Origin of the sequence: Streptomyces sp. NPDC005775, from assembly GCF_042871565.1 — a bacterium.
In the GTDB taxonomy this organism is placed as follows: domain Bacteria; phylum Actinomycetota; class Actinomycetes; order Streptomycetales; family Streptomycetaceae; genus Streptomyces.
In genome coordinates, this window is sequence record NZ_JBIAIU010000002.1 from 196,377 (window position 1) to 209,889 (window position 13,513).

Genomic DNA, 13,513 nt, shown 5'->3' on the forward strand with positions numbered 1-13,513 from the left:
CGTAGGACACCACGCCGTCTCGGCCGGTGTCCATCACGGCGCGGCAAAGAGTTCGGCTCCGCACCGGTCGGCCGCTTCAGCCTCGGTCACGGCGCGTCAGCCGGGAGCCGGTGACCTGCCCCTCCGGGCGCCGGAGGCCGGAGGGGGTCAGACCGAGCAGTGGGCCGGCCCGATGACGCCGTCCGAACCGGTCACCGTCACCGCCTCGCTCCGGTCGGCCGTCCGCGCCTGGGCCGCGGTGCAGAACAGCTGCTGTCGTGCGGGTTCGGAGAGCCCGGTGACCGGGGTCTTCACCGTGACCAGTACGCCCTGCGCACTCAGCTCGACCGCCAACTTTACCCGTGTGTTGGGCAGTTCAGATCGAAGGCCGGCAGCCCGCTCGGCCCCGCTGGGACCGTCGAAGAGGAGGTCGAGGGCCCTGGCCGCACCGGCGGGTGGCTTCTCCCCGTAGCCGCTCGACCCGCTCCCTCCGTCCGACGGCTCGGCGTAGCGTACGACCGGCATCAGGCGGGCGGCCGACGACGACGAGACGAAGTACAGGACGGTGCCCATCTGTCCGGCCGGTGCGACCTGCACGATCGCCGGTTCGCCGGCCTCGACCACCTCCGTCGCCCGGATGCCGCAGCCCGCGGACAGCAGCACCAGGGACAGCAACGCGCCGGCCACCCGCCCTGACCTCATCGCCCCTCCAGCGGTAGTTCGACGGTGAACACCGCTCCGCCGGAAGGCCCGTTCGCGGCATGGAGCGTGCCGCCGTGCAGCCGGACGTTCTCCCGGGTGATCGCGAGACCCAGTCCGCTCCCCGCCGACCGGGTGCGGGCCGCGTCGGCCTTGTAGAAGCGGTCGAAGATGTGCGGGAGCACGGCGGCGTCGATGCCCGGACCGCTGTCCTCCACCTCCGTCACCAGCCGGGCCGCGCCGTCCCGCCGCCCGGTCCGCAGCCGTACGGTGACGGGTTCGGCCCCGTGCCGCAGGGCGTTGCCGACCAGGTTGGCGACGACGACGTCGAAGCGGCGGGGGTCGAGCACCGCCCTCACTCCGTCCGGGAGTTCGGTGCGGACCCGGCCGTCCCAGTGGCGTGCCTGGAGTGACTTGCGGATGGTCTCGGCCACGTCGACCTCGTCGCTGTGGAGATCGGCGGCCCCGGCGTCGAACCGGGAGATCTCCATCAGGTCCTCGACCAGCGTGGCGAGTTTTCCGGTCTCCGCGCTGATCAGCCGCACGGCCGCCGCGGTGTCGGGGCGCAGCTCGGCGGCGTCCTCGTCGAGCACCTCCGTGACGGCGAGCATGCCGGCGAGCGGGGTGCGCAGTTCGTGCGAGACGTCCGAGGCGAAGCGGCGTGCCCGCTCCTCGGCCCGGCGGAGTTCGTCGACGGACTCCTGGAGCTTGGTCGAGGACTCGTTGAACGTACGGGCCAGTTCGCTGAGTTCGTCGGAGCCGCGGACCGCGATGCGGGTGTGGAGCTCGCCCCGGCCGATCCCGGCGGCGGCGCGGCGCAGGTCGCGTACCGGACGCAGGACGCTGCGCGCGGCGAGCAGCGCCGGGACCAGGGCGATGAGCAGGGCGGGCAGGGCGCCGTCGCGGGCCGCGGTGACCATGGCGGCGACGTTCGCCTCCTCGGTGGAGAGCGGCATCACGGCGTAGAGGACGAGCCCGGTGGGCTGGCGGCCGTCGCCGCGGTTGAAGAGGGCCGGCATGCCGACGGTCAGCCAGGGCCTGCCGTCCTTGACGACGCGCTGGAAGGAGCCGTGGCTGTTGTCCCGCACCGCCGCGCGCAGTGCGGCCGTGATCACGGTCGAGGTGGGCCGGTCCGAGGAGGAGACCCGCAGGTTCCCGTACTCGGCGAAGACGGTCCAGGTGCGCGCCTTGCCGTCGCGGGCCAGCGCGAGGCACATGTCCCGGAGCCCGACCCGGTCGGGCGGGAGGTCGATGCCCCGGGCGCTGATCCGGTCGCGGAACTGGGCGACGGCGGTGTCCTGTGCCTGTTGCAGGATCGCCGAGCGTGCCTCGCGGTAGGTCAGGGTCGCGGTGGTGGCTGCGCTGACCGCGGCGACGAACAGGAACGCGGCTATGAGGCGGCTGCGCAGGCCGAACCGGGCGGGGAGCAGCTTCATCCGAGGGGTCCGAAGCGGTAGCCGAAGCCTCGGACGGTCTGGATGTAGCGGGGGTTGCCCGCCACGTCCTCGATCTTCTGCCGCAGTCTGCGCACACACGCGTCGACCAGCCGGGCGTCGCCGTGGTAGCTGTGCTCCCACACGTATTCGAGCAACTGCTGGCGGCTGAAGACCTGTTCCGGCGCGGCCGACAGGTGCAGGAGCAGTTTCAGTTCGGAGGGGGCGAGCAGCAGCCGCTCCCCCGCCTTGGCGACGGTGAGACCGACCCGGTCGACCGTCAGTGCGCCGTGGGTTTCGAAGCCGCTGCGGCCGGCGGGTTCGGCGAGCCGCCGCAGCACCGCGCGGATCCTGGCCTCTATGACTTCGGTGCGTGCGGGCTTGACGATGTAGTCGTCGGCTCCGGCCTCCAGTCCGACGACCACGTCGAAGTCGTCGCCGCGCGCGGTGAGCATGATGATCGGCAGCTGGCTGGCCTCCCGGATGCGGCGGCAGACCTGGACACCGTTCATCCCCGGCAGCATGAGGTCGAGCAGGACGAGCTCGGGCCGGAACTCCTCCAGCGCGGACAGCCCCGCCTCGCCCGTCCCGACGCCCCGCACGTCGTGCCCGCGCCTGCGCAGCCCCAGCTCGACCCCTTCCCGTACGGAGGGGTCGTCTTCGATCAGCAGCACGCGAGGCATGGCGTCAGTATCCCAGTGATCAAGGAGTGGATTCGGAAGTGTGTGCGTGTGGCCGGTGCCGCCTCAGGTGCGCCGCAGTCGGCTCCGTACGGCGCTCAGCGCGGTGTCGACCTCCCTCAGCCGCAGCGGGCGTGCCAGCAGGGCCACGACGCCGAAGAGGACGAGCACCCCGGTCCCGGCCGCGGCGAAGTCCCCGGTCCCCGGCCCGTCGGTGTCGACGGCGCGCGCCGCCGCGTAGGCCAGCAGCCCCGCGGGCACGCACGCGGCCACCAGCCGGGCGTGTGCCCCCACACCCGGCGAGCGCAGCAGCGCGGGCGTCGGCGCACCGGGCGCGGAGACCCTGCGGTGCAGTACGTACGCGGTGACGGTGAACCCGGCGAACAGGGCCACGGAGTACGCCCCCGCCATGCCCGTCACCGCCCAGCGCGCGGGCAGCAGCAGATAGGCGGCCACGGACAGCCCGGCGTTGAACGCGGCGATGACCAGGTTGAGGAGAAAGGGGGTGCGGGTGTCACCCATCGCGTAGAAGCCGCGGGAGAGGACGTACTGCCCGGAGAAGGCGATGAGTCCCGGTGCGAAGGCGGCCATCATCCCCGCCATCACGGTGATGTCCGCCGGGCCGGTCTGTCCGTACCCGAAGACGGACCCCATCACCCACGGGGCGAGTGCGAGCAGGGCGGCGGCGGCCGGGACCACGACGGCCGCGGAGGTCCGCAGCGCGTACGAGACGTCCCGCCGCACCCCGGCCAGATCGCCGTCGGCCGCGGACCGGCTCATCCGTGGCATCAGGGCCGTGACGAGACTGACGGTCACGATGCCCTGCGGCACCACCCACAGCTGATAGGCGTAGCTGTACGCGGTGTAGCCCGCGCCCCCCGCCAGGTGCTGGTCCGCCGCGTGCTGGCCCGTGGCGGTGGAGAGCCGGGTCACCACCCAGTAGGCGGCCTGGTTGGTGAGCACGAGCATGACGAGCCAGCCGGCCGCCCGCAGCGGCCGGGTGAGTCCGCTGCCGCGCCAGTCGAACCGCGGCCTCCAGCGGAACTTCGCGGCGCGCAGGGCGGGCACCAGCGCGAGGGTCTGCACGGCGATCCCGGCAGTGGTGCCCCAGCCGAGCCATTGCGCCTGGGCCGAGGTCAGTTCCCCGCCCGAACTCGCCGCCGTCCAGAGGTACAGCCCGAACACCGCGATGATCACGAGGTTGTTGAGGACGGGGGTCCACATCATGGCCCCGAACCGGTTGCGGGCGTTGAGCACTTGTCCGAGCAGGGTGAAGAGCCCGTAGAAGAGGATCTGGGGCAGGCAGTAGCGGGCCAGCGCGATGGTGAGTTCGGCCTGGTCACCGTCGTACGTGGGGGCGTACACCGAGATGATGAGCGGGGCTCCGACGACGGCGAGCGCCGTGAGTACGAGCAGCCCGACCGTGCAGAGGGTGAGCAGGCGATCGGTGTAGGCGGCCCCGCCGTCCTCGTGCTCCCGCGCGGCGCGGACCAGCTCGGGGACGAAGACGGCGTTGAGGGCGCCGCCGATCAGCAGCATGTAGAGGATGTTGGGGACGGTGTTGGCGACCGTGTAGCCGTCGGCCCGCAGCCCGGTGCCGAGCGCGGCGACGACGACCGCCGAGCGCAGGAAGCCCGTCGCCCGCGACACGACGGAGCCGGCGGCCATGACGGCACCGCTGCGCAGCACCGAGCCGGACCTCTGCGGCTCGCGCTCGTCCGTGGCGACCGTGCCCGTGGTCGCGTCGGCCGCCGTCATCGGTGCGCCATGTACGCCTGGAACGCCCGGTACAGCGTTTTGTTGGCCGCGCCGCCCACTGATGTCTCCCACTCTCCGAGGGTCTCCACGACCTGTCCGCCCGTGCCGAACTTCCAGCGCAGCAGGCCGAAGGGGCGGTCGTCGGGATCGAGGGTGGAGGATACCCCGCGCATGTCGTACACCTGTGCGCCCTGGGCCTGGGCGTCGAGGAGCATCTGCCACTGCAGGGCGTTGCTGGGGCGGACCTCGCGGCGGTGGTCGGCGGACGCGCCCGTCTGGTACCAGACCCGGCGGCCGGTGCTGATCATCGTGTGGGCGGCGAGTATCTCGCCCCCGTGCACGGCGAGGCACAGTTTCATCCGGCCGGGCTGTTCGGCGTTGAGCACGGCGTACTGGCGCTGGTAGTAGGCCAGGGAGCGGCCGAGCCGGAAGCCGTCGCGTTCCTCGGTGATCCGCAGCAGGCGGTGGAACTCGGGGAGTTCGGCCGCGCTCCCGGTGACGATGCGCACCCCCGCCTTGCCGGCCCTGCGGACGTTGCGCCGCCACTCCTGATTGAGCCCCGCCCAGAGGTCGTCGGGCGTCCGGCCGGCCAGCGGCACCTGGAAGACGTACCGGGGCTGCGCATCCGCGTCGTCGCCGTCCCCGCCGCAGCGCCGCCAGCCCCGGGCCCGCAGCCGGTCGGCCACGGCCGCGCCGAGCGGGTCGACCTCACGCGCCAGTACGTCACCGACGGTGCGGCCGGGACCGGTGGCGGCCTTGAGGCGGGCGGTGTCCCAGCGGCGGTAGGCCGGGGACGGGCCGATGCGTACGGCGAACGCCCCCGCTCCGCGCAGATGGGTCATGAGCGGCCGCAGCCACCGGTCTATTCCGGGATCGGCCCAGTCGGCCACCGGCCCTTCCGGCAGGTAGGCGAAGTATTTCCGGGTGCCGGGGAATTGCCGGTAGAGAATCAACGCGCTGCCGGCCAATTCACCGTGGTCGCCGAGCCAGCCGACCGTTTCCGAGGACCACTGGTCCTTCACACCGGCCCAGGACGGGTACTGGAGAAAGCTCGCGTCCGCGTGCGTGGCCACGTGTGCCCGGTGCTCGGCGGCCGTCAGGGCGCACACCCGTAGTTCCTGATCACGGCTGCGGTCTCCGGTCGCGAGCAGCGCTGACATGTCCGTGGCCCTCCCTCGTGGGCCCCGCGGCGGTTCTGCGGGGCTGCACAGGATGCTCACAGCGGATCATGACCGGGCTGCGCGCCGGATGTGACCGGACGATGACCGTTGCGCTGCGCTTCTTGTCACACACCGCATTCCCGCTTTTCCCTCGATTTGCGGAACTTAGGCTCCGGTGAATGCCTCGTCCAAAGACGACGGAGCAAGGCCCAGGAGGTTTTCCCGTTGATCCCCGTCCCTCTCATATCCGCCGCTCGGCACACCACCCGTTTCAGGAGCCCCGCCTGTCACGCGCGACTCGCCCTGGTCGCCGGCACCGCGGTGCTCGGTGCCCTGCTCACGGCCTGCTCCGGTGGCGCCGCGGCCTCGGGCCATGACGGCCGGAAGCAGGGCGCCACCCCATCGAAGGCCGCGGACACCCGGATCGCGGTGAACCTCCACGGCACCGCGGCCGCCGCGGGCAGGCCGGTGACGGTGACGGTGGCCACCGGAAGGCTGCGCACCGTCACGGTCGCGGCGGACGGCGGCGGCGCCCTCACCGGCAGGCTCTCCGCCGACGGCAGGACCTGGACGTCCGACCGGCCGGCGGCGCCCGGCACCACGTACCGCGTCGAGGCGAAGGACACCGGCGGCGGCGACGACACGGCCGCGTTCACCACGGCGGCGGCGGACAAGGTGAACAAGCTGACCCTCGCCCCCGGCAAGAACGCCACGGTCGGCATCGCCCAGCCGCTGTCCATCGTGTTCGACCACCCGGTGAAGAACAGGGCGGCGGTAGAGAAGGCGCTCAAGGTCTCCACCTCGAACGACACCGAGGGCTCCTGGGGCTGGCTGGTCGACTACTCGGGCCGGGACCGCGTGGACTGGCGGCCCGAGGAGTACTGGAAGTCCGGCACGCGCATCACCCTCGACGCCGAACTCAACGGCGTCGACTCGGGATCGTCGGGCGGCTGGTTCGTACGCGACTACGCGACGACGTTCACCGTCGGCAGCAGTCAGGTGGTCAAGGTCGACCTCGACCGCCACCGGCTGGCGCTCAAGCGCGACGGCAGGACGGTCATGGACGTGCCCATGTCGGCGGGCACACCGGGCGGCGACCGGGCGTCCTGGCGGGGCACCGCCGTACTGATGGCGAAGGAGGGCACGATCAACATGAACTCCGAGACGGTGGGCCTCGGGGACGCGTACGACAAGATGGTCGACTTCTCGATGCGGCTGACCTGGTCGGGCATGTACGCCCACGCGGCGCCGTGGAACGCCGCGTACTTCGGTGTGGCCAACCACAGTTCCGGCTGTGTCGGGATGAGCGACGCCGACGCCGCCTCCCTCTACCGCGCGGCCCACGTCGGCGATCCCTTCGAGATCACCGGCGCGGACGCCAAGGGCACGGTCGCGGAGGGCAACGGCTACGGGGCCTGGAACGTCTCCTGGGCCGACTGGCGGACCAGGAGCGCTCTCGGCTGACGGCACGACGGACACGGTCGGCATGACCGGTACGGTCGGCACGGCCGGCACGCAGCTGACCTTCTCCCCGCCCGGCACGGGCCCTCGCGGGCGTCCGTGCCAGGTGCGAGAAGTGATCACCGGCTGCTGCCGGACGGGCACCACCGCCCGGGGCCGCCTCGCGGCGGGCCCCGGCTACCTCGCTCCCGGCATCAGCGTGCCCGGCTGAGCCGGACCGACACCCGTCGCCTCCGTCTTCGGGTTGCGACGCTCGCGCTTCGCCACCCAGGTGGCGAACCAGGAGAGCAACATACACATCCCGATGTAGATCGGCGAGATCACCATCACCACGGGGATGAAGGGCAGATCGTAGTCGAGGTTGGACGCGATGAGCTTCCCGGCGTGCAGGAACTCCTCGTACGTGATCAGGTAGCCCAGCGAGGTGTCCTTCAGCGCCACCACCAACTGGCTGATAATGGTGGGCAGCATCGCGCGTACCGCCTGCGGGGCCAGCACGAAGGACGTGACCTGGGTCTTGCGCATACCCAGCGCGGACGCCGCCTCGCCCTGGCCGCGCTCGACCGAGTTGATGCCGGTACGGAACACCTCGGCGAGCACCGAACCGTTGTACAGCGTCAGCCCTGCGACCAGGGCCGGCAGCGGCTGCACCTTCAGCGCGACGAAGACGAAGAAGATCATCACCAGAACGGGCATGGCACGGAAGAACTCGACGAGGACGGTCGCCACCCAGCGCACCGGGCGGTGGTCGGAGAGCCGGCCCACCGCGAGGACGGCCCCGAGCGCCAGCGAGAGCACCGCGGCGTACGCGAACGCCTTGAGGGTGTTGCCGAGGCCGCGCAGCAGCAGTTCCTGAATGCCCTTGTACTCGAAGGGCGTCCATTTGGCGCTGGTGAACTGGTCGGTGTCGAAGAGCAGGTAGATGACCCAGCCGACCAGGGCGAGGATCAGGATGGTCGAGACGATCCCGTAGACGAGGTGCCGCTTGCGGGTCTGCGGCCCGGGAATGTCGTAGAGCACCGTGGCACCGGGGGTGGAGTGGGCGGTCATCGGGCGACTCCCCAGCGCTTCTCCAGCACGTTGAAGATCGCGCTGATGGTCAGAGTGATGATCAGGTACCCGACGGCGATCCAGACGAAGGTCCAGATGATGCTGTAGCCCAGCTCGTTGAGGGTCTTGTAGGTGCCGAGCAGTTCGGTGACGCTGAACGCCCCGGCGATCGCGGAGTTCTTGGCGAGCGCGATGAGCGTCGAGCCGATCGGCGGGATCACCGAGCGGAACGCCTGCGGCAGCACCACGTTGCCGAGTGTCTGGCCGAACGTCATGCCGAGGCTCCGCGCCGCCTCACCCTGCCCGGTGGGCACGGTGTTGATGCCGGAGCGCAGCACCTCGCAGATGAAGGCGGACGTGTAGCAGCCGAGGGCGAGGATCGCGAAGACGTTGAACGGCAGTACCAGGCCGAAGCGTGGCAGGCCGAGCAGCACGGCGAAGAAGAGCAGGGTCAGGGGGGTGTTGCGCAGCACGGTCACCCAGACCGTGCCGATCACCCGGAGCGAGCCGACGGGCGCCACCCGGAAGGACGCCATGACGAAACCGAGGATCATCGCCAGGATCGAGGCCCAGACGGTCAGTTCGACGGTTCCGAGGAAACCCTTGCCGTAGAGCGAGAAGTTGTCCGTGAGTACGTCCATGTGTCGTGGCCGTCCTCTCAGTTCGCCGGGTAGTTGTCGATGGGCGGCGGCTTCGGCGCGGGCACCCCGGAGAGACCGAGCGTCGCCTCGAACGCCTTCTTCCAGTTGCCGTTCTTCTCGTTGGCCTCCAGCGCGTCGTTCAGCGCGAACCGCAGCGCGTTGTCGCTGCGCGGGACCCCGATGCCGTACGGCTCCTGGGAGAAGGGCTTGCCCACGACCTTCATCTCGTCGGGCGCCTTCGCGGCGAAGCCCAGCAGGATCGCGTCGTCGGTGGTGACGACGTCGACCTGGTACGTCAGCAGGTTGTCCACGCAGATCGAGTACGTGTCGTAGGCGACCAGTTTCGCCTTCGGGTAGTCGGCGGCGATCCGCTGGTACGGGGTCGAACCGGCCGCCGAACAGACCGTCTTGCCGGCCAGGTCCTGCGGTCCGTGGATGTCGTTCTCGTCCGTGCGGACCAGCAGCCCCTGGCCTGCCATGTAGTACGGCCCGGCGAACCCGACGAGCTTCTTGCGCATGTCGTTGATGGTGTAGGTGCCGACGTAGTAGTCGATCTGCCCGTTCTGCAGGGCGGTCTCGCGGTTGGCGGAGGCGATCGTCTTGAACCGGATCGTCTTCGGGTCGAAACCCAGCGAGGCCGCCATCATCCGGGCGATCTCGATGTCGAAACCGGAGTAGACGCCCGTGGCCGGGTCCTTCTCGCCGAGGTAGGGCTGGTCCTCCTTGGCGCCCACCCGCAGATATCCGCGCTTCTTCGCGCTGGTCCAGGTCCTGGAGTCCGGCAGGCTGAAGGAGGTGTCGACCTTGTAGACCGGCAGCGCCTCGGCCTGCGGCCCCTTCACCGGCGGGCTGCCGTCCTTGCCGCAGCCCGCGGCGAGTACGGCCAGCAGGAGGCCGGCACAAGCGGCCAGTGCTCTTCTCGTACGCAACACAGGGCCCCCCGTCAGTGCTTGAGGATCTTGGACAGGAAGTCCTTGGCGCGGTCGCTCTCCGGGGCGGTGAAGAAGTCCTCCGGGGTGCGGTCCTCGACGATGCGGCCGTCGGCCATGAAGACGACGCGGTTGGCCGCGGAGCGGGCGAAGCCCATCTCATGGGTGACGACGACCATGGTCATGCCCTCGCTGGCGAGCTGCTGCATCACCTCCAGCACCTCGTTGATCATCTCCGGGTCGAGTGCCGAGGTGGGCTCGTCGAAGAGGAGCGCCTTGGGGTCCATGGCGAGGGCGCGGGCGATGGCCACGCGCTGCTGCTGGCCACCGGAGAGCTGGGCGGGGAACTTGTCGGCCTGACCGACGAGCCCCACGCGCTCCAGCAGTTCCCGGGACCGCCGGTCCGCCTCGTCCTTCTTCCGCCTGCGGACCTTCAGCTGCGCCAGCGAGACGTTGGCCAGCACGGTCTTGTGCGCGAACAGGTTGAACGACTGGAAGACCATGCCGACTTCGGCCCTGAGCTGCGCCAGGCCCTTGCCCTCCTCCGGGAGGGGTCTGCCGTCGATGGAGATGTGGCCCGACTCGATCGTCTCAAGGCGGTTGATGGTCCGGCAGAGCGTTGATTTGCCGGAGCCGGAGGGGCCGATGACCACCACCACCTCCCCGCGGCCGACGGTGAGATTGATGTCCTGCAGTACGTGCAACTTTCCGTAGAACTTATTGACGTCACGCAGCTCGATCAACGGATCGACGGCCATTCGCTGCCCTACCCAATTATCGCTTTGTCGAGGTCAGCGCAAACTATCCACTCCGGAAAGGGACTTCACACCCGACACGCGTAAATGGGTCATAAGGCGTTTTATCTAGTTGCGTGGTGCACGCGGCCCGGAGTCACCCCTCTGCCGACTCCGAGTACACCTGAGACAGCTCGGGGCTGCCCGTCATCGCCCAGTCCAGACCGGCCGCGACCACATCGATCTCGCGCCCCGAGGCGAGGCGCACCACGGGTTGCCCGCTCGGCCAGATGTGCCACAGCGCACCGTCTACGTTCCGCACCAGAACCGTGCCGAGGTAGAGCCCCGCGTCGTTGCCCAGCCACGGCAGCTCCTCCGGGTCGTCGCGCCAGCGCGGCGGCAGTTGATCCAGCGCCGCCAACGAGGCCGGACTGTCGTCGAGTTCGAGCCCCCGCTCCCCCGCCCGGACGCGCAGCAGCTCACATTCGGCGAGCAGTTCTGCCACGCCTTCCGGATCGGCCTCGACGGCGGCTGCGAGCCCCGCCTCCCGCGTTCCGTCGTGACGCTTACGCCAGTTGTCCAAGAAAGGGATGTTCATAACACTCAGGATCCCACCCCGGCCCGGATCCGCACCACAGGGCGCGCGGCCTGTCGTTCGAGTGCTGAACACCACGCGTACGCCCCACGTTCACCCCGGCACACTCCGGGCTGGTAGGTTCCCCCTCCATGAGCAGCCCCGAGTCCGACAGACGCTAGCCACCGGTCCCCCGGTGGCTTCCCGCGTACACGCCTGACCGACCGCCCGTCGTCATGGCCGCTCGCGCTGCCGCCCTCCGGACCCATGCGATGCGGGTCGCGCCGCCCGGTCCTACATGCGGGCAGGGCTCCGCCCGGACACCTCACGGCTCTGCGCCGTTCTGCCGCCGTGCCGTTCTGCCGCGTTGCCGCCCGTCCCACGGGCGGGTGCGGCCCGCATCCCCGACCGGTTCTGTCCATCAGCCGTCCATGGGGTTCTTCATGCCGTTTTCCGTCTACGCTCTCGGGCTCGCCGTCTTCGCCCAGGGCACCTCCGAGTTCATGCTGTCCGGTCTGCTGACGGGCATCTCCGACGACCTGCACGTCTCCATTCCCGCCGCGGGCCTGCTGACATCGGCCTTCGCCGTGGGCATGGTCCTCGGGGCGCCCGCGATGGCGCTCCTGGGCCGAAACTGGCCGCGCCGCCGGGCCCTGTTGTCCTTCCTCTGTGTCTTCGCCGCCGTGCACGTCATCGGTGCGGTCACCTCCAGTTACGGAGTGCTGCTGGCGACGCGGGTCGTCGCCGCGGTGGCCAATGCCGGGTTCTGGGCCGTCGCCCTGGTCACCGCGGTCAGCCTCGCCGGGCCCGCGGCGCGGGCGCGGGCCACGTCCGTGGTGGTGGGCGGCGTCACCGTCGCCTGTGTGGCGGGGGTACCCGCCGGAGCGTGGCTGGGCGGTGCGTGGGGGTGGCGTGCGGCGTTCTGGGCCGTGGCCCTCGTCACACTGCCGGCGATCGCCGTGATCGCGGCGACGATTCCGGCGGGGCGGCCCGCGGCCACCCTGCCGAGCGCGTCCGCCGAACTGCGGACGCTGGCCGGGCCCCGGCTGCTGCTGACCCTGCTGACGAGCGCGCTGGTCCAGGGAGCGACCTTCTGCGCGTTCTCCTACCTCGAACCGGTCGCCCGCCACGTCACGGGGCTCGGCGCGGCGTGGGTACCCGCCCTGCTCGCGCTGTTCGGCGTGGGCTCGTTCATCGGGGTCGCCGTCTGCGGCCGGATCATCGACTCCCGCCCACTCGCACCGGCCGCCGTGGGCCTGGTGGCCCTGGCCGTCGGCTGGGCCCTGTTCGCTGCGGGCGCCGGCAGTCCCGTGGTGGTGGTCGCGCTCGTCCTCGTCCAGGGCATGCTCGCGTTCGGCACCGGGACCGCGCTGATCTCCCATGTGTTCCGGCTGGCGGGCGGCGCGCCGACCCTGGCCGGCTCGTTCTCCACCGCGGCGTTCAACGTGGGCGCCGCGCTCGGGCCCTGGCTCGGCGGGCTGGCGATCGGCGCGGGCTTCGGCTTCCGGTCGCCCCTGTGGGTGAGCGCACTGCTCATGGTCCTCGCACTCGGGACGGCGTCGGCCGCCCTGGAGACCGTACGGGCTCAGGCGCCGCAGCCGGATGCCTGAACACGCCGCCCCCGTGCTCAGAGGTCGAGGTCGACGACCACCGGGGCGTGGTCGGAGGCGCCCTTGCCCTTGCGCTCCTCGCGGTCCACGTAGCTGTCCTTGACGGCGGAGGTGAACGGGGCGTTCCCGTAGACGAGGTCGATGCGCATGCCCCTGTTCTTCGGGAAGCGCAGCTCGCGGTAGTCCCAGAAGGTGTACGGGTGGTCGTACTTCAGCGGGCGGGGCATCACGTCGCTGAGGCCCTCCTCGCGCAGCGTCGCGAGGGCGGCCCGCTCGGCGGGGGTGACATGGGTGGCGCCCTCGAAGAGCGCCGGGTCCCAGACGTCCTCGTCGGTCGGAGCCACGTTGAAGTCGCCGAGGACGGCGAACGGCTGCGCCCCCGCGGCGTCCGCCGCCACCGCCTTCTGCAGCGCCTCGAACCAGCGCAGCTTGTACGCGTAGTGCTCGTGCCCGACCTCGCGGCCGTTGGGCACGTACACCGACCAGAGACGGACCGGCCCGCAGGTCGCGCTGATCGCCCGGGGCTCCTGCACGCCGTCGTAGTCGGGGCCGCCGGGCAGCCCCGTCACGACGTCGGCCAGGCCGACGCGGGAGACCATCGCCACCCCGTTCCACCGGCCCGTGGCGTTGACCGCGGACTCGTAGCCCAGCTCACGGAGGGCTTCGGCCGGGAACTGCTCGGCCGTGCACTTGGTCTCCTGGATGCACAGCACGTCCGTGCCGGTGCTCTCCAGCCAGGCCAGCATCCTCGGCAGGCGGGCGGTGATCGAATTGACGTTCCAGGTGGCGATGCGCATGTACGTAA

Annotated in this window: 13 protein-coding genes; 2 read left to right on the forward strand and 11 right to left on the reverse strand. The window is 70.8% G+C overall.

Going from position 1 to position 13,513, the window contains the following annotated elements; genetic code table 11:
• Positions 1-147: 147 nt before the first annotated feature.
• The 5 genes from ACFYPA_RS04570 to ACFYPA_RS04590 all read right to left on the reverse strand — a co-directional run bounded on the left by ACFYPA_RS04570 (position 148) and on the right by ACFYPA_RS04590 (position 5,709).
• Positions 148-681, reverse strand: coding sequence for a hypothetical protein (locus ACFYPA_RS04570; RefSeq protein ID WP_359354886.1), 534 nt, complete (start codon positions 679-681; stop codon positions 148-150).
• On the reverse strand, positions 678-2,114 hold the full coding sequence (locus ACFYPA_RS04575) for a HAMP domain-containing sensor histidine kinase (RefSeq protein WP_359320855.1): 1,437 nt from the start codon (positions 2,112-2,114) through the stop codon (positions 678-680). The genes ACFYPA_RS04570 and ACFYPA_RS04575 overlap by 4 nt, the downstream gene beginning before the upstream one ends.
• A complete protein-coding gene (locus tag ACFYPA_RS04580) occupies positions 2,111-2,794 on the reverse strand; it encodes a response regulator transcription factor (protein WP_359083990.1) in 684 nt (227 codons plus the stop codon). Before ACFYPA_RS04580 ends, ACFYPA_RS04575 begins: the two co-directional genes overlap by 4 nt.
• Before the next feature lie 63 nt (positions 2,795-2,857).
• Complete coding sequence (gene murJ / locus ACFYPA_RS04585) at positions 2,858-4,549, reverse strand: murein biosynthesis integral membrane protein MurJ (protein ID WP_359354889.1); 1,692 nt, start codon at positions 4,547-4,549, stop codon at positions 2,858-2,860.
• Positions 4,546-5,709, reverse strand: coding sequence for a peptidoglycan bridge formation glycyltransferase FemA/FemB family protein (locus ACFYPA_RS04590; RefSeq protein ID WP_359320861.1), 1,164 nt, complete (start codon positions 5,707-5,709; stop codon positions 4,546-4,548). Before ACFYPA_RS04590 ends, murJ begins: the two co-directional genes overlap by 4 nt.
• Positions 5,710-5,952: 243 nt before the next feature.
• Here ACFYPA_RS04590 and ACFYPA_RS04595 point away from each other — a divergent pair, with 243 nt between their 5' ends.
• Positions 5,953-7,173 carry an Ig-like domain-containing protein gene (locus ACFYPA_RS04595; RefSeq protein ID WP_389130373.1) on the forward strand — a complete coding sequence of 407 codons (1,221 nt, stop codon included), beginning with the start codon at positions 5,953-5,955 and terminating at the stop codon, positions 7,171-7,173.
• Positions 7,174-7,347: 174 nt separating this feature from the next.
• On the opposite strand, the gene ACFYPA_RS04600 is transcribed toward ACFYPA_RS04595, so the two are convergent.
• The 5 genes from ACFYPA_RS04600 to ACFYPA_RS04620 all read right to left on the reverse strand — a co-directional run bounded on the left by ACFYPA_RS04600 (position 7,348) and on the right by ACFYPA_RS04620 (position 11,122).
• On the reverse strand, positions 7,348-8,220 hold the full coding sequence (locus ACFYPA_RS04600; protein WP_359320864.1) for an amino acid ABC transporter permease: 873 nt from the start codon (positions 8,218-8,220) through the stop codon (positions 7,348-7,350).
• Positions 8,217-8,861: an amino acid ABC transporter permease gene (locus ACFYPA_RS04605; protein WP_359083985.1), complete on the reverse strand. Its 645-nt coding sequence runs from the start codon at positions 8,859-8,861 to the stop codon at positions 8,217-8,219. The genes ACFYPA_RS04600 and ACFYPA_RS04605 overlap by 4 nt, the downstream gene beginning before the upstream one ends.
• 17 nt (positions 8,862-8,878) lie before the next feature.
• Entirely contained in the window at positions 8,879-9,790 is a 912-nt protein-coding gene (locus ACFYPA_RS04610) for a glutamate ABC transporter substrate-binding protein (protein ID WP_359354914.1), read from the reverse strand.
• A gap of 14 nt (positions 9,791-9,804) precedes the next feature.
• Complete coding sequence (locus ACFYPA_RS04615; protein ID WP_359083983.1) at positions 9,805-10,548, reverse strand: amino acid ABC transporter ATP-binding protein; 744 nt, start codon at positions 10,546-10,548, stop codon at positions 9,805-9,807.
• Positions 10,549-10,681: 133 nt separating this feature from the next.
• Positions 10,682-11,122: a DUF6278 family protein gene (locus tag ACFYPA_RS04620; RefSeq protein ID WP_359320870.1), complete on the reverse strand. Its 441-nt coding sequence runs from the start codon at positions 11,120-11,122 to the stop codon at positions 10,682-10,684.
• Positions 11,123-11,541: 419 nt separating this feature from the next.
• Here ACFYPA_RS04620 and ACFYPA_RS04625 point away from each other — a divergent pair, with 419 nt between their 5' ends.
• Complete coding sequence (locus tag ACFYPA_RS04625; protein ID WP_389129458.1) at positions 11,542-12,708, forward strand: Cmx/CmrA family chloramphenicol efflux MFS transporter; 1,167 nt, start codon at positions 11,542-11,544, stop codon at positions 12,706-12,708.
• A gap of 17 nt (positions 12,709-12,725) precedes the next feature.
• Here ACFYPA_RS04625 and ACFYPA_RS04630 read toward each other — a convergent pair whose 3' ends face one another.
• On the reverse strand, positions 12,726-13,505 hold the full coding sequence (locus tag ACFYPA_RS04630) for an exodeoxyribonuclease III (RefSeq protein WP_359320876.1): 780 nt from the start codon (positions 13,503-13,505) through the stop codon (positions 12,726-12,728).
• Positions 13,506-13,513 lie beyond the last annotated feature (8 nt).

Excerpts from the sequence above, each read along its gene's own strand:
- ACFYPA_RS04570 (WP_359354886.1), bottom strand. The coding sequence starts at position 681 with ATGAGGTCAGGGCGGGTGGCCGGCGCGTTGCTGTCCCTGGTGCTGCTG.
- ACFYPA_RS04575 (WP_359320855.1), bottom strand. The coding sequence starts at position 2,114 with ATGAAGCTGCTCCCCGCCCGGTTCGGCCTGCGCAGCCGCCTCATAGCC.
- ACFYPA_RS04580 (WP_359083990.1), bottom strand. The coding sequence starts at position 2,794 with ATGCCTCGCGTGCTGCTGATCGAAGACGACCCCTCCGTACGGGAAGGG.
- murJ (WP_359354889.1), bottom strand. The coding sequence starts at position 4,549 with ATGACGGCGGCCGACGCGACCACGGGCACGGTCGCCACGGACGAGCGC.
- ACFYPA_RS04590 (WP_359320861.1), bottom strand. The coding sequence starts at position 5,709 with ATGTCAGCGCTGCTCGCGACCGGAGACCGCAGCCGTGATCAGGAACTA.
- ACFYPA_RS04600 (WP_359320864.1), bottom strand. The coding sequence starts at position 8,220 with ATGACCGCCCACTCCACCCCCGGTGCCACGGTGCTCTACGACATTCCC.
- ACFYPA_RS04605 (WP_359083985.1), bottom strand. The coding sequence starts at position 8,861 with ATGGACGTACTCACGGACAACTTCTCGCTCTACGGCAAGGGTTTCCTC.
- ACFYPA_RS04615 (WP_359083983.1), bottom strand. The coding sequence starts at position 10,548 with ATGGCCGTCGATCCGTTGATCGAGCTGCGTGACGTCAATAAGTTCTAC.
- ACFYPA_RS04620 (WP_359320870.1), bottom strand. The coding sequence starts at position 11,122 with ATGAACATCCCTTTCTTGGACAACTGGCGTAAGCGTCACGACGGAACG.
- ACFYPA_RS04625 (WP_389129458.1), top strand. The coding sequence starts at position 11,542 with ATGCCGTTTTCCGTCTACGCTCTCGGGCTCGCCGTCTTCGCCCAGGGC.
- ACFYPA_RS04630 (WP_359320876.1), bottom strand. The coding sequence starts at position 13,505 with ATGCGCATCGCCACCTGGAACGTCAATTCGATCACCGCCCGCCTGCCG.